The sequence below is a fragment of the Actinomadura luteofluorescens genome (genome assembly GCF_013409365.1).
GTDB lineage: Bacteria > Actinomycetota > Actinomycetes > Streptosporangiales > Streptosporangiaceae > Spirillospora > Spirillospora luteofluorescens.
The window spans coordinates 8,499,497-8,518,540 of the sequence record NZ_JACCBA010000001.1 but is presented as its reverse complement, the minus strand read 5'-3'; the positions used below and the strand labels follow the sequence as shown (position 1 = coordinate 8,518,540).

The following is a 19,044-nucleotide window of genomic DNA, read 5'->3' as shown; positions in this document are numbered from 1 at the left end:
TTCGGTCAGGTCCAGGCGCCAAGGACGTCCCCGGTCGCCGCCACCACGGCGAACCGGCTCTCGGCGGTGCGGAGCGCCGCGGCGTGCAGACCCATGTCCCACGACGCGCAGGCGTCGGCGGCGATCGTGACGTAGAAGTCGCGGGCGAACGCCTCACGGGCGGTGGTGTCCACGCAGACGTTGGTGGAGACGCCGCAGCAGACGACGCTGTCGCGTCCCAGGCTCCGCAGGATCAGTTCCAGGTTGGTCCCGGTGAAGCCGCCGTAGCGGTATTTCTTGACGACTTGGTCTCCGGGCCGGGGCGCGACCTCCTCGGCGATCTCCTGTCCCCAGGATCCGTCGAGGCAGATGTCGGGGGCGGAGTACGCTGCGCGTGAGCGCGCGTCCCGCCACACCGGTGAGTCGGAGGCGCCGCCCGGCAGCGTGGTGTGCTGGCTGTGAATCACGGCCACCCCGGCGTCGCGGGCTGCCTCCGCGAGCTCGGCGGCCACGAGCAGGATCCGCTGGGCATGGCTGACATCCCGGGCGCCCACGGTGGCGGTCTTGCCGCGTGGATGGACGAAGTCGTTGGACAGGTCGATGAGGATCAGCGCCGTCCGGTCCGGCCGCAGCCGGTCGGCCAACGTGGCGGTCGCCGTCATGACAGTGCCTCCGCGGCCCGCTCGATCGGGTTCGGCCGCCGCTCCTCCCGGCCGGGCGACGGGGTTCGGCCTTCCGCGGTCGGGAGCGCGGTGACGAGCCACCGCCGGCCGAGCCGGTCTGCGGCGGCGGCCGGGTCCGCGGTGGGTGCCATCAGCGCGTACAGGCCGCGCCTTCCTTCCAGGCCGGTGACGGGAGCGGTCATGCCCGCACCGGCCAGCCGGGCGGCCTCCAGTCCGTTGCGGGCGGCCATGCGTCGCTGGAACGTTCCGAGCGGGGTGTCCGAAAGGATCTCCAGTCCGGACGCCTGGGTGACGGCGATGCCGACCGCGCGGGCCGTCGCCTCCCCGTCCAGGCCGCCGTGGCGGGCGGCGGCGCAGGCGGAGCCCACGAGCACGGCCGCGCACACCGGATCCCACCCGCCCACGACGTGGCCGTCCAGCGAGTCGCGCACCCGCAGAGCGGGTTCCAGCCCGGCGGCCAGACTTTCCGTCGCGAGGTCGTCGGCGCTGCCGGCGTGATGCAGGAGGGCGCAGGCGACCCAGTAGGCGACCGCCGCCCGCTGGTCGCGGACGGACGCTGTCTCCAGCCCGGACAGGTTCTCGCACAGTGCCGTCGCGGCGGCGGCCGCGTCCGGCGGGACGGGCGTCTCGGCGACGAAGCCGGCGACGCTCGCGGTGGTCCCCTCGGTAACGGTCATCGGGCCACCACTTCCCTCCGGGTCTCCTCCAGCAACGCCTGGACGGTCCCCGGTCCGGAACCCTCCCCCAGGCGCGCGACCGCGTCCCAGATCGCCTGTGCCCGGCCGGGCGCCAGTGTCTCGGCCTTGCCGATGAGCTCGTCGTCGGTCAGCGGGCGCAGCAGGCTTCCCCGCGCGTGCTCGACGGCCGACACGACGGTTCCCCCGTCGCCGGTGTGGATCTCCAGTACGGCCGAGTCCCGCGGCATGCGGGGTTCCGGGCACAGGTCGACGCGCGCCCGCAGGCGGGCCAGCACCGGGTCTGCCGCCGCCGCGTCGCCGAACTCGGCGAGCCCGCCGGTGCCGCGGGCCAGGCCGGCGGCCACCCCGTGCACCGCCGAGAAGCGTGCCTGCAGACCGGTCTGCGGGTCGAGCCGCCCCATCAGCTCCGGAACCAGTGGATGGCAGCGGTAGCGGATACGGACGACGTCCGCCGGGGCTACACCGCGGTCGTGGGCTCCGACAGCCGCGTCGATGCCGGGGTGCGCGACGATGCCGCAGGGATAGGGCTTGAAGGTGTTGTCGGCGAGTTCCCAACGCGTCCCGAACCCGTCGAGAAGTCGGCCAGGGGACCGCCCCCCGGGCGCGAGGGCGCGCAGCAGCCCGCCGGTGTCCGGGAGGACGTCCGCGGCGCCCGCGGTGAACCGGCCGCGGGCGGCCTCCGCGGCGGCCAGTACCCCGCCCGCGGCCGCCTTCCCAGCGTGGAAGGGCTTGACCTCGGTACCGAACGCCTCCCGGTGCCCGAGCGTCTGAAGCGACGCCAGCCGAAGCGCCGCCGCAAGCCGGTCACGACCGGGCGCGCCGAGCAGTCCGGCGGTGACCGCGGCTCCGACGACCCCGCAGGTACCGGTGATGTGCCAGCCCCGGTCGTAATGCTCCGGACTGACCGCCAGGCCGAGCCGCAGCTGCACCTCGCAGCCGAGGGCGAAGGCCGCCAGCAGGTCCCGTCCGGATGCGCCGGCGGGCCATCCTGCCGCCCACGCCGCACCGAGGACGCTCGCTCCGGGGTGGATGACCGTCTCCAGGTGGGTGTCGTCGAAATCGTCCAGGTGGGCGGCGAAGCCGGTGAGCAGCGCCGCGCCGACCGGGCTCGCGTTCCCGTCCACCCCGGGGGCCGCGGGCACGCCAATGGGTGCGGCGAGGGCGGCGGAGAGCCTGGTGACCTCGGGGGAACCGGACGCGCCCACGGCCACCGCGAGGACGTTGAAGAGCGTCCGGCACGCGGCCTTCTCCACCTCCGCGGGGAGCCGCTGGGAGGCCGCATCGAGCACCACCTCGGCGAGTTCCTCGTAGGAGGGTGCGTCACCGGTGGTCATGTGCTCGGCTCCAGCCAGGTGATGGCGCCGAAGGAGAAGGCCAGCTGGGCCAGCCCGGCATCGGAGGCGCCGTGCCAGTGCTCCTCTCCCGGCTCGATCCACACGATGTCGCCCCCGGTCACTTCCAGCGGGTCACGGCCGCGGCGCCCGACGAAGCCGGAACCCGCCACGATGTGGATCACCTGGCCGTCGGCGTGGCTGTGCCAGTGGCCGCGCACGCCCGGGTCCAGTCGGATCAGTGCGGTGGTCGCCTTGCTGGTGGGACACCCCTGGACCGGGGAGCTGAACGCGGCGCCGGTGAAGCGTTCCGGTTCGGGGACCGGTGTGGGGTCCTTCAGCAGGTCCGCGGTACGGAAGAGCTTCACGCCATGACCTCCTTCTCGTGCGGGCCGTCGGCGAGGGGTTCGACGGAGACCTCGGTGAAGCGCCGCATGGTGTCGACGAGGGCGGTCTCCGCGGGCAGCCGCTCCATGCTGGACGCCCCCAGGAAACCGGCCGCGCCCGGGACCAGGCGCAGCACTTCCTGGGCGTCGTCGGGCGTGGCGATCGGTCCTCCGTGGCACACGACCAGCACGTCCTCGCGCGCGGACTTGGCCTCGTCGCGGATCTCCCGCGTGCGCGCCGCCGCGTCGGCGAGCGACATGGGGGACCTGGCGCCGATCATCCCGGCGGTCGTCAGCCCGACGTGCGCCACGACAATGTCGGCGCCCGCGGCGGCCATGTCATACGCCTCCTGCTCGGTGCGCACGTAGGCGGCCGTGATCAGGTCCATCTCGCGGGCGGTGCGGACCATCTCGACCTCCTTGTCGAAGCCGTAGCCCGTGGCCTCCAGGTCCGCCCGCACGCTGCCGTCCAGGAGGCAGACCGACGGGAAGTTCTGCACCCCGGCGAATCCGAGTTCCTTGAGCTGTCCCAGGAACAACGGGATGTTCTTGAACGGGTCCGTGGCGCAGACGCCGGCGAGCACCGGTGTCCTGCGCACCACCGGGAGGACCTCTGCGGACATCTCCACGACGATGTCGTTGGCGTTGCCGTAGGGCATCATCCCGGCCATCGAGCCGCGCCCGGCCATACGGAACCTGCCCGCGTTGTAGATCACGATGAAGTCGACGCCGGCCTCCTCCGCGCATTTCGCGGACAGGCCGGTGCCGGCGCCCGCGCCGATCAGGGCGCGGCCCGACCTGACCCGCTCGTGGAACAGGGGAACGTGCTGCTGGCGGCTCATTGCCGTTACCTCCAAGTGGGTGTGGGACGGGCTGCCTCCCCGCCCGGTCACGGGCGGCGCTCCGACGGTGAGTCCGGGGGCAGCCGGTAGAGGGGCGCGCGTTCGGCGACCAGGTCGAGAAGGCCCTCCCCGACGACGACCGTGATCTCCCGCGGATCGACGATCTTGGCTTCCTGGAAGGGGTACTTCAGCAGCGCGGCGACGCGCGGCGACATCAGGTAGCCGCCGGCGACGACCAGCGTGAGCACCTCGTGCAGTTCCGGTCGCCGTTCGGCCAGTCGCTCGACCGCCGCGAGGTCGAGGGCGGGTCCCAGCTCGTCCAGCGCCCGCAGCAGCGGCGGGACGAGGTCGGGACGCGCCTTGACCACCTGGTCGAGCAGGTCGGTGTGCACACCGGCCTGCGTCCCGGACGGGAGCCCGGCGCCAGCCTCGATCAGCGCGTCCGCGACCTGCCCGAGCCGCCGGCGGGCCTCCGGCGGCACGGTCGTGTCCCGCATCTCCCCGGTCTCCGCGGCGGTCACGAGGTCACCTCCACATCGCGGCGGCGAGCTACCAGGGACCGGGCGCAGCGCAGCGCGTTGGCCGCGATGGTCGCGGTGGGGTTGACGCCGGAGGACGTCGGGAAGACCGAGCCGTCGAAGACGTAGAGGTTGGGCACGTCATGGCACCGGCCGTGCGGGTCGACCACGGAAGAGCCCGGGTCATCGCCCATCACGGTCGTCCCCATCAGGTGCCATCCGGTGCCGCGCAGACCCGAGTTGAGGATCTTCTTGGTGGCACCCATGGCGTCGAGCACCTCGGAGAGGCGCTCCAGGTGCCAGGCCATCATGGCCCGCGTGTTGTCGGACGTGCGGTACTGGATCCGCACGCCGGGCACGCCGCCCGCGGCGGCGCCGTCGTCCAGCAGCACCCGGTTCGCCGGGTCGGGCAGGTCCTCGCAGATGACGCCCCAGATCGCCGAGTGGCCGAGGCGCTCACGCAGCAGCCGGGTGAAGTTCGGGCCCCACACCGGTTCGTCCCCCCAGGTACCCGGGAGCATGAACGACAGCGGCGCGCCGGAGGGGATCAGGTTCCACTTCGCGCCGCGCACGAAGCCGCGGGACCGGTCGGTCTCGTAGAACTCCAGGGAGTGCAGGTACTGGCCGAGCGGCCCGCGCCAGGACTCCAGGTCCTCGTCGAAGATTCCGATCGCGTTGCCGAACGGGTGCATCATGAGGCGCCTGCCGACCAGGCCGCTGGAGTTGGCGACCCCGGACCCGTCGGCCGACGCGAGCATGATGCGGGGCGTGCCGATCGCGTTGGCGCACAGCACCACGACCCCGGCGCGAACCTCGTGGCGGACTCCGTCGGCGTCGAGGTAGGTGACGCCGGTGGCGCGGCCCCGGTCGTCCAGGAGCACTTGCTCGACAGTCGCCCGGACCGTCAGGCGCACCTGGTCCTTGGCAAGGGACTGCCAGTGGGTGCGGTCCGCGGACGCCTTGGCTCCGGTGGGGCAGCCGAAGGGACAGGCGGTCCGCTGCGCGCACGCGTGCAGGGGGCCGTACTCGGCGGTGGCGATGGCGTTGCTGCCGGGCCACCAGTGCCAGCCGAGCTTGTTCAGCGCCTCCGCGCCCCGCCGGCCGAGCTTGTTGAGCGGCACGGGCGGCAGCGGCGGCGGCGTGCTCGGGGGAAGCGCCGGATCACCCTCGAGGCCGCTGACGGCGAACTGCCGCTCGACCTCGTCGTAGTAGGGCTCCAGATCCCAGTACCCGATCGGCCAGTCGTCGCCGACACCGTCCATGGTGCGGGTGCGGAAGTCCGAGGGCAGAAAGCGCTCCCAGTGCGCCGCGTACAGGACGGTGCTGCCGCCGACACCGTTGTACATGAGGGCGGTGACGTCCGACTCGGCGTCGTCGATGGGATAGTCGCCGCCGGCGCGGCGCTGGTTCGGATCCCAGTTCCAGTGCTTGCGGGACACGAGTTCGAAGTCGGCATAGCCCGCGCGCGCCTTCTCGTAGTCGGGCCAGTCCCCCTGTTCCAGGCACGTGACCCGCATCCCCGCGCGGGCGAACTCCTGGGCGGCGACCGCGCCCGAGGGGCCGGCGCCGACGATCAGGACGTCGCAGTCTTCGCGCACATCCCCGTCCTTTCCTTCGATCTTCTCCACGGGCCGCCCGCACCGCGTCGTCCGGGCGAGATGTCCATCACGGTTCGCGGCTACCTGCCGCCGGCTTCCCGGCGAGCCGGGACAGCAGCAGTTGCGCCGCCTGCTCGCCGAACGCCGGGGTGTTCAGTGCCACCAGGGAACGCTCCACGGTGACGTGGGACGCCAACGACTCCAGCAGCGCACGTTCGAGGGCGGCGTCCGCCTCAGGCCAGTGGAACGGGCCTCCCGGCTCCGACAGGGCGGACGTCCCGCCGGTGGGCAGCAGCAGCGCGACCGGTCCGCGCGCAGCCGACAGCTTCGCGCCGAGGCGCTCGCCGAGGACGGCGGCCTCCCGCGGATCGGTGCGCATCAGCGTCGCCGTCGCGTTGTGCGAGTAGAGCCGCCGCCCCCGATACGCTTCCGGCACGGTCTCGGGCGCCCCGAAGTTGACGACGTCCAGCGCTCCGGTCGACACGACCTGCGGGGTCCCCCGCCGGCCGGCGGCGACCAGACGGCCGGGCCCCGCACTCGCCACGCCGCCGGCGAGGTCGTCGGCCAGCTCCGTCGTCGTCAGATCGAGCACCCCCGACAGCCATCCGTCCTCGGCCAACGACTCCAGCGTCCTTCCGCCGAGCCCGTTGGCGTGGAAGACCAGAACGTCCAGGCCTCGTGACTCCAGCACCCGGCAGGCGCGCGACACGCCGGCGGTCGTCACCCCGAACATGCTGGCGGCCACCATCGGCTTTCCGTCGCCGCCCGTCGCTGACGGCACCGGCCGTCCCAACTGGGCCGCCAGCATCGCCACCGACCGTTCGAGGACGAAGCGGCTCACCGTGTTGAGCCCGGCGATGTCCACGATGGAAGGGACCAGCAGCAGATCGCTGGCCCCCACGTGGGGACGGGTGTCACCGGAGGCCATCGTGGTGACGATCATCTTGGGCACGCCCAGCGGCAGGGACCGGAAGCCCGGCGCCAGCACGCTCAGCGCTCCCGAACCGCCCATGCCGAAGGCGGCGTCCACCTCGCCGGCGTCTCGCAGGGACCCCAGCAGGGCGGCCACCCCCTCGGCCATGGCGGCCAGGGCCTCCGCCCGGGTGGCGAGCGCGGCGATCCCGCGGGGTTCACGGCCCGCGGCCCGCACCACCTCAGAACGGCTGACGTCGGGCCGGATCTGCGGCTCCCCGCGGACACCCGCGTCGACCAGCAACGGCCGCAGGCCCGCGCCAGCCAGCAGGTCCCGGACGTAGGCGTACTCGACGCCCTTGGTGTCGAGCGCCCCGGCAAGGACGACCCGGCTCACAGCGTTCGCTCCATGATCACTTCCGGCTGCTCTCCCCGGCGCCGCTTGATCACGACCGTGGCCGAGATGGCGGCGATGGTCGCCGCGTAGGGCAGCATGAGCACGAACTGCGGCGGCAGGACCCCGTTGAAATCCAGCTGCGACTGGATGCCGAAGGCCAGCGCGGACCCGAAGAACACTGACGCCACCGACACCCCGACCGGGGCCACCCCGCCGAGCAGGACCGCCGCGAAGGCGAGGTAACCGCGGCCCTGCGCGATGTTGTCGGAGAAGGACCGCACCTGGGCCAGCGACAACTCAGTACCGGCCAGCGCGCACAGCAACCCGGCGACCTGCAGCGCCGCCATCCGGTAGAGGTCCACCGGGACGCCGGCGCTGCGCGCCGCGAACGGGTCGCTGCCGCAGGCGCTGAGCTTCAGCCCGGCCCGGGTCCGCCGGATCGTCCACCACGACAGCCAGGTCAGCCCGAACGCCGCGAAGGTCAGCACCGACAGGCCGCCGAGCGGCCCGCCGACCGCGCCGAGCGGCCGCGGCAGCCCGACAGGCGACTCGATGGCAGCCTCGGTGTCGAAGAAGGCCACCAGGGCGTAACCGGTCGCACCGGCGGCGGTCATCGACAGGCCGAGCCCGACGATGAGCACGTTCGCCTTGAAATGCGTGACCAGCACCCAGAACAGCAGCGACAGCAGCAGGTTCACGGCGATGGCGGCGCCCACGGCCACGAGAACCGACCCGGTGCGGATGGCAGTGGCGGTCGCGACGAACGCGCCGCTGAGCATCAGCCCCTCCAACCCGAGGTGCAGGATGCCGCTGCGCTGGGCGAACAGTCCGGCGAGCGCCGCCAGCCAGATGGGCGTGGCGGCCTGCAGGCAGGTCACCAGGAAGTCAACCACGGGAGTTCACCACCTCCTGATCGCGGTGGGCGGGCCCACCCGGCGGATCGCCGGCCCGGGCCGCGGCCCGCGTTCGCCGGCGTCTCAGCAGGGCGGGCACCGTGGAGACCGTGATCCACAAGGCGACCATCCCGTTGAGCATGTCGAGACCCGCCTGCGGCAGGTCGCTCACGACCGGCAGGTAGATCGTGGCGGCGCGCAGCGCACCGAAGAACACCGCGGCCAGCAGCGTGCGGAGCGGACCGAACGTGCCGACCAGCGCCACGATGACCGCCATGAAGCCGACCATCGGCGAGAACCCGACCCGCAGGCTGCCCGACGGGCCGTAGGCCTCGACGGCGCCCGCGAGCCCGGCCGCCGCACCGCTCAGTGCGAAGACCACCAGGCCGACCCGGGAGGCACGGATTCCCATCCACTGCGCCATCACCGGGTTGCGTCCCACGAGGCGGATCTCCAGGCCCAGCCGCGTGCGGCCGGTCAGGACCACGGCGCCCGCCACGAGGAGGGCGCACAGGATCAGCAGGGCGGGCGAGACTCCGCTGCCGTCGCTGAGCCGGAAGGCCTCCGGCAGCCGATCGGTCGTGGCCGCCTGGCCCGTGCCGTCGCGGCTCTTCAGCGGGCCGGTGCAGACCCACTCCAGGACCAGCACGGCGATGAAGTTCATCATCAGGCTGGTGACGACCTCGTCGGCGCCGAGCCGCGTCCGCAGCAGCCCGGGCAACAGCGACCACAGCGCCCCGAGCGCGATCCCGACCGCGAAGGCGCACGGGAGCACCACGAGCGCGGGACCGTCCCGCCACACCAGGCCGAGGGCCAGCGAGCCGATCGCCCCGACGTACATCTGTCCCTGGGCGCCGATGTTGAAGTAGCCGGCCTGGAAGGCGAGCCCGACTCCGAGCGCGATGATGAGCAGGGGAATGGCCCAGCGGATCGTCTGCGTCCATGCGGCCGGCGAGCCGACGCTGCCGTCGACCGTTCCCGCGATGATCGCCTCCACGTCATAGCCGGACACGGCGAAGATGCCGAGGACCAGCAGCAGGGACACACCGATGACCGCGACGGGCCGGGCCGCGGCCGGCCTTGGCCGAAACCTCACGCGGCCTCACCCCTCACCATGGCGCCGCCCACTCGATCCAGATCGAACGGCCGGTCGAACTCGGCCACCACGCGCCCGGCGAACATCACCAGTACGCGGTGACACACCTCGAACATCTCCTCCAGGTCCGCGCTGACGATGAGGACGGCGGCGCCGGACGCCGCGGCGTCCACCAGCGCCGCCCGCACGTCACCGGCCGCGGCGATGTCCAGCCCGCGTGTCGGGTGCGCGGCGATGAGAACCCGCACGTCACCGGTGATCTCGCGCGCCAGGACGGTCTTCTGGACGTTGCCGCCGGACAGGTCTCCGGCCCGCTGGGTCTCGGTCCGGTAGGCGACCCGCCAGCGGTCCAGCGCCTCCCGGCACCGTTCCCGCAGGGCTCTCGGATCGAGCATCAACCCGTCCCCGGCGTGCCGCGGGGCGGCGTGGTTCTCCCACAGGGCGCTGCTGAGGCTGACCCCTTCCACGTTGCGTTCGAAAGGGATGATGCGCAGGCCGCGGTCGCGGCGCCGCCGTACCGAGGCCCCCGAGATGTCGGAGCCGGCCAGGGACACCGTCCCGCCGCGCAGCGGCGCCATCCCGACGAGCGCCTCGACGAGGCTGCGCTGCCCGTTGCCCTCGACGCCGGCGATCCCCACGATCTCGCCCGCGCGTACCTCCAGCGACACGTCGGTCGCGGCCGCGTCGTGCGACCCGGACCGCGAGGTCAGCCGGGTCGTGCTCAGCACCACCGGAGCATCCGGCGCGGGCTTCGCGACCGCCGGCACCTCCTTGACCGATGCGTCGCCGATGATGGCCCGCGAGACGTCAGCCGGCTCCAGGTCACCGATGGGCGTCGGCTCCAGGACGAGCCTGCCGGCCCGCAGCGCGGTGACGGTGTCGGCGACCGCGAACACCTCGTCCAGCTTGTGCAGCACCACGATCACGCACAGGCCCGCGACGGCCAGGTCGCGCAGCCGGTCGAACAGCCCGCGCATCGCGGGCGGCGGCAGAACCGCCGTGGGTTCGTCCAGGACGAGCACGCGGGGGGCGGAGGCGAGGGCGCGGGCGATCTCGACCGCCTGCATCGTCTCGATCGGCAGCCTGCCGATCAGTGCGTCCGGGGCGACGGCGGCTCCCCCGTCCTCCAGGAGTGTCCGCGCCCTGCGGTGCAACCCTGCCCTGGAGAAGCCGCCGAGGGGGCGGTGCTCGTCGTTGAACAGTTCCAGTGCCTGGGCGACGGTGAAGTCCGAGGGCAGCGCGAAGTGCTGATGGACCAGCTCCACGCCCTGTCTGCGTGACTCGGCGACGTTCCCTCCGGCGAGCAGGTGCTCTCCCACCTGGACGGTGCCACCGGAGGGTTCGACCAGCCCGGCCAGCACCCGCGCGAAGGTGGTCTTGCCGGCGCCGTTCTGGCCGACGATGGCGTGCACCTTGCCCGGTGTGAAGGTCCCGCTGACTCCGTCGAGGGCACGGAAGTCACCGAAAAGTACCGAGACGTCCTGGCAGGTGACGGGTGCTCCGGCGCGTTGCGGACCGCCCGCCGCGGCGGGTCCGGTTCTCTCGTGTGGTCGGGCTGGCATGGCTCGCTCACACGTTGCCGGTGTTGACGGGCACATCGACGGAACCGTCGATGATCTTCTGCTTGGTCTCGCCGACCTTCTGGAACGCCGAGTCCAGGTCCGGCGCCCCGGCGCCGGGCCGGAACATCTTGGCGCGTTCCAGGAAGGTGCCGTCGTCGGCGAGACCCGCCTCGCTGCCACCGGGCTTCCAGGTCCCGTCGGCGATGGTGAGCACCCGCTTGGCCATGGTGGCGCCGTAGTGCTGCGACGCGACCGCGATCACGCTGGTGGCGGTCTGGGCGCTTTCCGCGTTGTCGTAGATGACGAAGGCCTTGGCCTGGTCGGCGGCCTTCACGACGCCGACCGAGGAGCCGCCCGCGTAGGCGAGGACCACGTCGACCTTGTTGTTGAACATGGTCTGGGCGATCTGCTGGCCCTTCACCGGGTCGCCGAACGACCCGACGAACGCGCTCTTGACGGCGATGCCGGCGCGGGTGGCCTTCGCCCCCGCCTCGAAGGCGTGATAGTCGGCGTTCAGCGAGGGGATCGCGGTTCCGCCGATGAAGCCCACGACTCCCGTCTTCGACACGGTGGCGGCCAGCACGCCGGCCAGGTACGAGGGGCCCTGCGTGTCGAACGAGACCGTCTGGACGTTCGGCAGCTCGGGCTTGTACGGGTCGGAGTAGATGTGCACGAACCTGGTCTTGGGGAAGTCGGGCGCCACGGTCTTGAGTACCTGCGTGAAGTCCGAGAACGACACGACGATCACCGGCGTCCCCGACTGGGCGAGGCTGCGCAGCGTCGACTCGTGCGATGAGGGGTCGGGTGCGGCCACGTGGCGGGTGGTGTAGCCGGCCGCCTTCAGCGTGTTCAGCCCGGCGATCAGGTTGTCGGTCGGCCCTCCGTCCCCGGCCTTCTGCGGGGTGACGAGCGCCACCGACTTCTCGTCTCCGCCTTTCCGCTGGTCTCCGGTCCCGCATCCGGTGAGCGCGAGAGCCGATGCCAGGCTCGCGGCGACGAGGAAACGACGGCGGTTCAGCGGCCCTGTTCCGAGACGCATAACAGGCTCCGTTCTGTCGGCCCGTTCACCGACACGGTCCTCCGTCCGCCGGGTCCTGCGCCCGGCGGTTCTGCGAAGGTACACGGCTGTCATCTTGGTGTCTAGAGGATGTATGCATAACACTCAGTACGCTTGCTCCGGAACACCTGGCTGTGGCAGACGGAGAGGCCGTGCCCGCGGGGCGTTGCACCGGCGGGCACGGCCGGCGGGATTCAACCGGTGACGGTCACGCGAGCGCCGTCGAACGCGACGACGGTGTCGAGATCCGCCGATTCGACGGCCAGCCGGTCCGCGATACGGCGGGCGTTCTCCGGATCCGCCAGGACGGGGAGCCCGTGGTCGGCCGTCATGATCGGCACCAGTGACACCTGCGGGACGTCTCCGCCGGCCAGGTCGACGACCGTGATGAAGGCGTCCCGGCTGAACGCGTCGTAGATCTCCTCGATCTCCGGGGTGATGTTCTCCCTCGGCTGCTGGGCGACGAAGTTGCCCGGGCTGTACACGATGACCCGGTCCCGGTACACCTCCACCCCCTGCGGGGCGTGCACGTGGTGGCCGAGGACGAGGTCGGCCCCCGCGTCCACGAGCGCGTGTCCGAACACCCGCTGGTACTCGGCGCGCGCACTGCCGAACCCGAATCCCCAGTGCACGGTCACCACCACGACGTCGACGCGCTCCCGAACTTCCCGCACGCGGCCGATGACCCGCTCGTGGTCGGCCGCGCGTACCCGAGTGCGGATGACCGGGGGCACGCCCGGTTCCTCCAACTGGAACTCCCCGTTCACCACCCACTCGGTCTCCACGTGCACGGGAGAGATGCCCGGCTTGGACGGACCGGCCGCGGCCCCCAGCGGCAGCAGGCAGGACCAGGCGAGGATCCCCACGCGACGGCCGGCGATCTCCAGGACGACGGCCTCCTCGGCGGCCGCGAGATCCTCTCCCGCGCCGATCGCCGTCACTCCCGCCGAGCGCAGTCTCCGCACGGTGTCGTCCAGGGCGTCCCAGCCGTAGTCGGAACTGTGGTTGTTGGCGAGCGTCGCCACCTTCAGGTTGAAGGCGGCCAGCTCATGGACGAGTTCCGGACGCGCTCGGAAGTTGAGGATCCGGTCGGAGGGGTGACCCCGGTCGGAGAAGGGCAGCTCAACGCTCGACAGCACGCAGGACGATGCTCCGAGCACCTCCTGGAGCGCGGAGAACCCGGGGTCGGTGGGGACCTCGGCCAGGGACTTGGTGAGAACGATGTCACCGGTGGCGGTCAGATGGGAGATCACGGGCGGCGCCTTCCTGCACTGCGGATGGTCGCCGTACCGGCGCGCACCGTCGAAACGGCGGTCATGTCCGGCCATGCCGGACCAGACGGTACGGCGGTGAGAACGGACGTCACGGTGTCACGCTCACCTAACACAGTCAATACGTTAGGAGTACAATCGGCGGGGATGTCGACCTCTTGCCGTCCACAGTCCCCGGCCGGACACCGCACACCCCAGGGAAGACCCGAGGCCGCGAAAGGCCTTGGCGCAAGGGAGCTTTCAGCAGGCATCGGGCGCTGGTACATCCTGGTTCGCCCGCCATCAGTTAGGCGTACTGGTAAAGTGTATGCGTGATGCTTGAGGTGCAACGGCGGATGGCGACCCTGCGAGACTCATCGGGCAACGGGCGTCCGCTCTACGAGCGAGTGGCGCATGAGATGTCCCAAGCGATCCGGTCAGGCGAGTTGCGCCCCGGTGAGCGGTTGCCGTCCGTCCGGCAACTGGCCACCGACCTGGGCCTCAGTGTCACGACCGTCATGAGCGTCTACGCCCGGCTCGGCGACCTCGGTCTGGTCCACGGGGAGGCCGGCCGCGGCACGTTCGTCAGCGAGGCTCCCGACCTTCCGCAGACGGCACCGCCCTCCAGCGGCGGTGAGGCCGTGGGCCCCGTTCGCGGGGGAAGCGCCTGGCGGCGCCAGGTCCTCGCCCAGACCGAGGCGCGCCTGAAGCACAGCCATCCCACCGCGCGCGACCTCACACGCGGCGGCCCGGACCCTCGGCTGCTTCCCTTGGCCGTCGTCAAGCGCGCCTACCGGGACGTCGCCGCCCGGTTGCAGGCGCAGGACCTGGAGTATCCGGCGACGCTGAGCACCGAGCCGGAACTGGCTGATGCCCTCGCCAAACGGCTTGCCCACGACGGGATCGAGACCGATGCCGACGACATGCTCGTCGCCAGTTCCACGCAGCAGTTCCTGGCGCTGCTCGCCATGCTGCTGCAACGTCGCTCCCCTGGCGAGACCGTCCTTGTGGGCGTCGAGGAGCCCGGTTACCAGACCGCCATGGACACCCTCGAATTCCACGGACTGGGGCTCGTCCCGATGCCGCTGGACGAGGCGGGGGTCACCGTCGAGGGGCTGCTCGCTGCCGTCGACGCGGGTGTCTCGGCCGTGCTGTTCACCCCGCGCGCCCACAGCCCGACCGGCTGCTGCTGGACGGCGCAACGCCGACGCGCGCTGGCAGACGCCCTCGCGCCCCATCCCGACGTCTGGATCATCGAGGACGACCAGTTCGCCGAGGCCGCGACCCTGCGACCAGGCTCGCTGTACAGCGAGCCCCGGCTACGGGACCGCGTCGTGTACCTCCGCTCATTCTCCAAGTCCATCGCCCCTGACATGCGACTGGCGGTGGCCCTCGCCAAGCAGCCGATCCGCCATCCGCTCACGCTGGCCAAGTCCTTCGCCGACGGATGGACGTCCCGGACGTCCCAGCGCGTCCTTGCGGCGACGCTCACCGACCCCCGCCTCGACGAACTTCTCACGGAGGCGCGCACCGAGTACGCGCACCGCCGGGGCCGCCGTCCGCGAGGCCCTCCGGCAGGCCAGCGCCTCCCAGCAGACCGGCCTGTTCGTCCCCGAGTACGACACCGACGGTCTGCACGTCTGGGTCACGCTCCCCGGTGGTTGTGATGCCGATCGGGTGGTAGAAGCCACGGCGCAACGAGGGTTCTTGCTGGCAGCCGGGCAGCCCTTCTTCCTGTCCCCCGGCCACCAGCGCCACCTGCGGATCAACGCGGGCGCACTTCCCACAGAGCACGCCCCGCAACTCGCCGCGGCGATCGGCGAGGCCGTTGTCGGCCTGATGGGCCAGCCCACCGCCCTGCTCACGCCCTGACGCGGCAACCGACCAGACCACGCCACCGACCCGCGCACTCGATACCGCCCGATGACAGCGAAGCGCCTACGGCTGGCAACGGTGGCTCCCCGATGCGATCGGGGCCTGCTACACCCGCCCCAGGCTCCGGTCGGGTGCGCGGTCCCTCCGGCCAAACGCAGCCTGCCGGCGGCCGTGCTCGTTGAACACCAGCACATACAGCCGCTTGAGCAGGACCGTCTCCACCGACTCCGGACGAGGTTCTCAAGGAGGCCAGTGCAGCTTTCGCCGCCGAACTCGGCCGACCAGGGCGACACAGTCACGATGATCGACGGTCTGGGTGAGCGCTTCGGGAATCTGCGAAGCGCTCGGTGGCTCCCGAAACTGGCTCCCCAGACTACGAAGCGCTCATTGGAACACACGAGATCGCGCCGTTGACGACGCTCTGACCTGCGGGAACTTGGGGTGGGCGATACTGGGTTCGAACCAGTGGCCTCTTCGGTTGGGGTGACGAGCGACCCCGCGGCGCAGGAAGGGCTCGGCAGCGACGGCGAGCTGCTGAAGGCATGACAGGGGTAGTTCCAGGTCTTGCAGGGCGAGGTAGCGCACGTCCGGGCTTGGCTCATCGACGAACGTGCGCAGCACCTCACGAGGGCGCGCCGTTTCCTCCCTCTTGACCGCGCTGCGGAATGTGGGAGCGGACGCGCAGGTGGCCGCGCTGCTGGCACGCGATCCCGCCGCACACGCCGCCCGCGATGACGCGTTCGGTGCCGCATCGCTGCTGGAGGTGTTGCGGGCAACGGGGGCGGACGATCATGCAACGTCGCTTGTCGACCGGTTCCCGGGTGGAGGCATGTTCGACTCGTTCTTGGCGGCCGCTGATCACACGGGACGGTATCGGTACGAGCGGGAGCCGGACGGAAGCCCTGCCGCCCGGTGGAGATGGGAACAGTTGTGGTGACCGGCCCGCTCTCGCGCAGCGTTGCGCCTCACCAGCGAAGAGGACTCCGTGCCCGCCCCCCGGTCCGGAGTGCTGCTACCTGCAAGCGGCGGCGGACGTCGAAGGACAACGCCGCCAGCGCGAGCACCCGGGAACCGTCCTGTCAGCCCGAGCCTGAAGTTCGAGGCCGGTGGATCCGGCGATGCAGACCGGTCGGGTAGAGGCTGACGTCCAGAGCCTGCTCCAGGCGGGCCAACGTCGCCAGATCCGGATAGACCTCGCCGCGCAGGACACGGCCGACGGTGTTGTGATGGACGCCCGACAGCTCGGCCAGTCCGCGCTGGCCGAGCCCGCGTTCGTTCTTCAGTCGCTTGAGGGTCTGGGCGACGTGCCGGCCGTAGTGCGCCGCGAGCGGCGCGTCGATCGAAAGTTCCCCGTCCGGCCAAATTCCTGAGACCAGGAAGGTGTTAGGGACCGCGTCTTTCCTCAAGTCCTCCCCGTCCCATGTTTCATGCATCAACGACTTCCCATCTTCTCGGCCGGCGGCGGGATTCGGTACCCTGCGGACCATATATGGTCCACTTATGGCGGCTCGGCCGCCGACCAGGCCGGGCACGCCTTTTGCAAACCCAGGCAGACGGCCCTCCCGCGAGAACGGCGGCCCAGCCCCCCGATCAGACAGGGGCTCCCGGCACCCAAACCGCGCTGGTGGGCAGGCGTGGACTGGAGCGAGCGCCACGGCCACGAGGTGGCCGACCTCGCCAACCGCAGCGGCTTCAGCCCCACCTCCAGCTACTCCCCCGAGGACGCCATCGAGCTGCAGGTTCACACGGATGGAGGGCCTCGCCCCTTCTTCAGCCCCCTCTCCGAACATGCTCTGCGCCGAAGAGGCCGAACGGCTGGCTCGACGGCAACAGCCAGTTCATACGTCCCAGGTGCGCTCTCACGAAGATCTTTTCGCCCCTCCAGGTCCCGGTTCAGCGGGTGTCCAAAAGGCGGTCTCGCTGCTCCTGACTAGCGATCCGACAGGTTGACATGGATCTATTAAAAGATCCTTTACCGGACACAACATTGATCATGAAAACGGGGTCCCCGTAGCGTCCTTCCTGCCACCCGGGTTCGTCACTGTGTTCGATGGCGGACGCGATGCTCACTCTCACGGCAAGGAGACACATGGTCCTCCCCTGGACGCCCGCCCGTGCCCTCGTGATCACTGTTGCGGTCGGCGCTGTAGTCGCCTGTAATGCCGGCGCCGCATCCGCGGACGGTTCCACCGCTCAGGAGCAGATCAACACGCAACTGCGCCAGTACCCCGGCGGGGTTCAGACCAGCCCGAACGAGATCTCCTACAAGGGCGGGAGGGTGACTCTGACCATCCCCGCCGGGACCGGGGCCGCCGTCGACCCGTGCGCGACCGGTGCCTACTGCTTCTACGACGGACCGGACTTCACCGGACGCAAGCTCACCTTCCGCGACTGCGGAGGCTGGCAGTACCTCACCGACTACGGCTTCGGCAACAAGACCTCGTCCTGGACCAACGCCACGTCGAACACCGTCAAGGTCTACGACGAGGACGTCTCCCCCCGCGCCCTGCTGTGGACCGAGAACCCCAGCACCGCTTCCGCCAACGTCGGCTCGGCCCCCTACAACAAGGCCGACTCGTTCCTCACCTACTGCCCCTAAGAACCTGCACCCCGCAGCCCCCAGGCACCCCCCACAGGAGCAGGTCATGAAACCCAGGTCCGTCGGTTTCTTGCGAGTAACGCTCGCAGGAGCAGCCGCGCTCAGCACAGTCCTTTCCATGGGCACCGGCGCATCCGCTTCACCGCCGAAGCCCCCATCGGTCGCCCCTTCGCCGCCGCGCCTGTCCACCGCCCCCGCCGAAGGCGTGCAGCGGCATTGGCGTGAGCAGCCCCAGCCTGATGAGTCGCGCAGCTGCGCCACGGTCAAACAGCGCGCCGCTGCCGCCGGCCGCAGCAAGAGCTCCGACTCTCTCATCAGCTGCGCCGACTTCGTCACCATGTCAACCAACGCCGATATCGGCCTCGACCCCGACACCGGCGACGACCCGCTCCCTGCGGGGTGCGGCCAGGCCATCGGCTCCAAGATCGTCGAGCGGGGCATCGACTGTCAGCGGGGCGCGATCCTCTACGAGCTGTGGACCAAGCCCAAGCCGCCGGAGGTTCCCAAGCTCGTAGGGACCGCCACGATCATGGTGGACAGTGTGGACAAACTCGGGTGGAAGGCCCCGAACTTCAACCGCACCGTCAAGGTCAAGATGGTGGCAGCGACCGGACGCGCCCTGTCCGGAATCAAGATCGGGGCCGACGTGAAATGCTTCGGCTCCGGCTGCACACTGGACTACGTATCAACTGGTGCCGTGAAAGACCTGGCGCCGGCCGTGCCGCTGGACGGCTTCGCGCAGTTCCACTCCTCACCACCCGCCAGCAGCGACCCGACGGCTGCGCTGGCGCACTACATGAGGACCACGATCAGCATCCGGCACGTCAACGTGGACGAACCCAATCCCCTTGAGGAATCACACGAGTCTGAATTGGTCCGGTGCGACAAGCGGCCGCCCAGCCCAGACCCTGACACGCCCAACGATGCGGGAGGCTGCGTCTTCCCCGACCTGGCCCCCACCTACACCCTGTCCAAGACCACCGGCACGGCGACCAAAACCGCCGCCCACATCGAACGCGCCCAAGCGGCCACCCTCAACCACTGGGGCCGCTACACCGGCGCAGCGACCGACAAGCCGCTCACCCGCCTCGTCGACGAAACACTTGCCGAAAAGAACCGCACAGCCGCCTGCGCGGCCGCGCCGAGCCCGCGGCCGACCGGCATGGACTGCGATGAATACCCCTTCGCCGCCACCTACCAGGGCGCTGCGCTGGAAGGCAAGGGAGACTTCCACTGGGAGCTGATCGACCGAAGCGACAACCGTGCAGAAGGTGCGTACCGTAAGCAGTGGTACCTCGAGAACCGGGTGATCGACGAAGACCCATTCTGGGTGAAGATCGTTCCGTGATCGCAGTACCCCCAGCCGAA

The 19,044-nt window shown here is 70.9% G+C and carries 18 protein-coding genes; 4 read left to right on the top strand and 14 right to left on the bottom strand.

Going from position 1 to position 19,044, the window contains the following annotated elements; genetic code table 11:
- Positions 1 to 5 precede the first annotated feature (5 nt).
- The 13 genes from BJY14_RS39195 to BJY14_RS39135 all read right to left on the bottom strand — a co-directional run bounded on the left by BJY14_RS39195 (position 6) and on the right by BJY14_RS39135 (position 13,280).
- The gene (locus BJY14_RS39195) at positions 6 to 641 is read right to left on the bottom strand and encodes a cysteine hydrolase family protein (RefSeq protein ID WP_179848211.1); all 636 of its coding nucleotides are present in this window, start codon (positions 639 to 641) and stop codon (positions 6 to 8) included.
- Complete coding sequence (locus BJY14_RS39190; protein WP_179848210.1) at positions 638 to 1,339, bottom strand: MmgE/PrpD family protein; 702 nt, start codon at positions 1,337 to 1,339, stop codon at positions 638 to 640. The genes BJY14_RS39195 and BJY14_RS39190 overlap by 4 nt, the downstream gene beginning before the upstream one ends.
- On the bottom strand, positions 1,336 to 2,694 hold the full coding sequence (locus tag BJY14_RS39185; protein ID WP_179848209.1) for an MmgE/PrpD family protein: 1,359 nt from the start codon (positions 2,692 to 2,694) through the stop codon (positions 1,336 to 1,338). The genes BJY14_RS39190 and BJY14_RS39185 overlap by 4 nt, the downstream gene beginning before the upstream one ends.
- Positions 2,691 to 3,059, bottom strand: coding sequence for a cupin domain-containing protein (locus BJY14_RS47540; RefSeq protein ID WP_179848208.1), 369 nt, complete (start codon positions 3,057 to 3,059; stop codon positions 2,691 to 2,693). The genes BJY14_RS39185 and BJY14_RS47540 overlap by 4 nt, the downstream gene beginning before the upstream one ends.
- A complete protein-coding gene (locus BJY14_RS39175; protein ID WP_179848207.1) occupies positions 3,056 to 3,919 on the bottom strand; it encodes a phosphoenolpyruvate hydrolase family protein in 864 nt (287 codons plus the stop codon). Before BJY14_RS39175 ends, BJY14_RS47540 begins: the two co-directional genes overlap by 4 nt.
- A 47-nt stretch (positions 3,920 to 3,966) precedes the next feature.
- Positions 3,967 to 4,440, bottom strand: a complete 474-nt coding sequence (locus BJY14_RS39170; protein ID WP_179848206.1) for a hypothetical protein — start codon at positions 4,438 to 4,440, stop codon at positions 3,967 to 3,969.
- Complete coding sequence (locus BJY14_RS39165) at positions 4,437 to 6,035, bottom strand: GMC family oxidoreductase (protein ID WP_218905788.1); 1,599 nt, start codon at positions 6,033 to 6,035, stop codon at positions 4,437 to 4,439. Before BJY14_RS39165 ends, BJY14_RS39170 begins: the two co-directional genes overlap by 4 nt.
- A 67-nt stretch (positions 6,036 to 6,102) precedes the next feature.
- Complete coding sequence (locus BJY14_RS39160; protein WP_179848205.1) at positions 6,103 to 7,344, bottom strand: Tm-1-like ATP-binding domain-containing protein; 1,242 nt, start codon at positions 7,342 to 7,344, stop codon at positions 6,103 to 6,105.
- Positions 7,341 to 8,237 carry an ABC transporter permease gene (locus tag BJY14_RS39155; RefSeq protein ID WP_179848204.1) on the bottom strand — a complete coding sequence of 299 codons (897 nt, stop codon included), beginning with the start codon at positions 8,235 to 8,237 and terminating at the stop codon, positions 7,341 to 7,343. The genes BJY14_RS39160 and BJY14_RS39155 overlap by 4 nt, the downstream gene beginning before the upstream one ends.
- On the bottom strand, positions 8,230 to 9,333 hold the full coding sequence (locus BJY14_RS39150; RefSeq protein WP_179848203.1) for an ABC transporter permease: 1,104 nt from the start codon (positions 9,331 to 9,333) through the stop codon (positions 8,230 to 8,232). Before BJY14_RS39150 ends, BJY14_RS39155 begins: the two co-directional genes overlap by 8 nt.
- A complete protein-coding gene (locus BJY14_RS39145) occupies positions 9,330 to 10,895 on the bottom strand; it encodes an ATP-binding cassette domain-containing protein (protein WP_179848202.1) in 1,566 nt (521 codons plus the stop codon). Before BJY14_RS39145 ends, BJY14_RS39150 begins: the two co-directional genes overlap by 4 nt.
- Positions 10,896 to 10,902: 7 nt before the next feature.
- A complete protein-coding gene (locus BJY14_RS39140) occupies positions 10,903 to 11,934 on the bottom strand; it encodes a BMP family ABC transporter substrate-binding protein (protein WP_179848201.1) in 1,032 nt (343 codons plus the stop codon).
- A 212-nt stretch (positions 11,935 to 12,146) separates the two neighbouring features.
- Positions 12,147 to 13,280, bottom strand: a complete 1,134-nt coding sequence (locus BJY14_RS39135; protein WP_179848200.1) for a CapA family protein — start codon at positions 13,278 to 13,280, stop codon at positions 12,147 to 12,149.
- A gap of 257 nt (positions 13,281 to 13,537) precedes the next feature.
- On the opposite strand from BJY14_RS39135, the gene BJY14_RS39130 reads away from it, so the two are divergent.
- Together BJY14_RS39130 and BJY14_RS39125 are read left to right on the top strand one after the other, a co-directional pair.
- Positions 13,538 to 14,869 carry an aminotransferase-like domain-containing protein gene (locus tag BJY14_RS39130; protein ID WP_312879817.1) on the top strand — a complete coding sequence of 444 codons (1,332 nt, stop codon included), beginning with the start codon at positions 13,538 to 13,540 and terminating at the stop codon, positions 14,867 to 14,869.
- Between the two features lie 40 nt (positions 14,870 to 14,909).
- Positions 14,910 to 15,074 (top strand): hypothetical protein, encoded by a 165-nt coding sequence (locus BJY14_RS39125; RefSeq protein ID WP_179848198.1) that lies wholly within the window; start codon positions 14,910 to 14,912, stop codon positions 15,072 to 15,074.
- A gap of 1,082 nt (positions 15,075 to 16,156) precedes the next feature.
- On the opposite strand, the gene BJY14_RS39120 is transcribed toward BJY14_RS39125, so the two are convergent.
- A complete protein-coding gene (locus tag BJY14_RS39120) occupies positions 16,157 to 16,483 on the bottom strand; it encodes a helix-turn-helix domain-containing protein (protein WP_218905786.1) in 327 nt (108 codons plus the stop codon).
- Positions 16,484 to 17,166: 683 nt separating this feature from the next.
- Here BJY14_RS39120 and BJY14_RS39115 point away from each other — a divergent pair.
- Positions 17,167 to 17,676: a peptidase inhibitor family I36 protein gene (locus BJY14_RS39115; RefSeq protein ID WP_179848197.1), complete on the top strand. Its 510-nt coding sequence runs from the start codon at positions 17,167 to 17,169 to the stop codon at positions 17,674 to 17,676.
- 118 nt (positions 17,677 to 17,794) lie between these two features.
- Positions 17,795 to 19,024, top strand: a complete 1,230-nt coding sequence (locus BJY14_RS39110; protein WP_179848196.1) for a NucA/NucB deoxyribonuclease domain-containing protein — start codon at positions 17,795 to 17,797, stop codon at positions 19,022 to 19,024.
- Positions 19,025 to 19,044 lie beyond the last annotated feature (20 nt).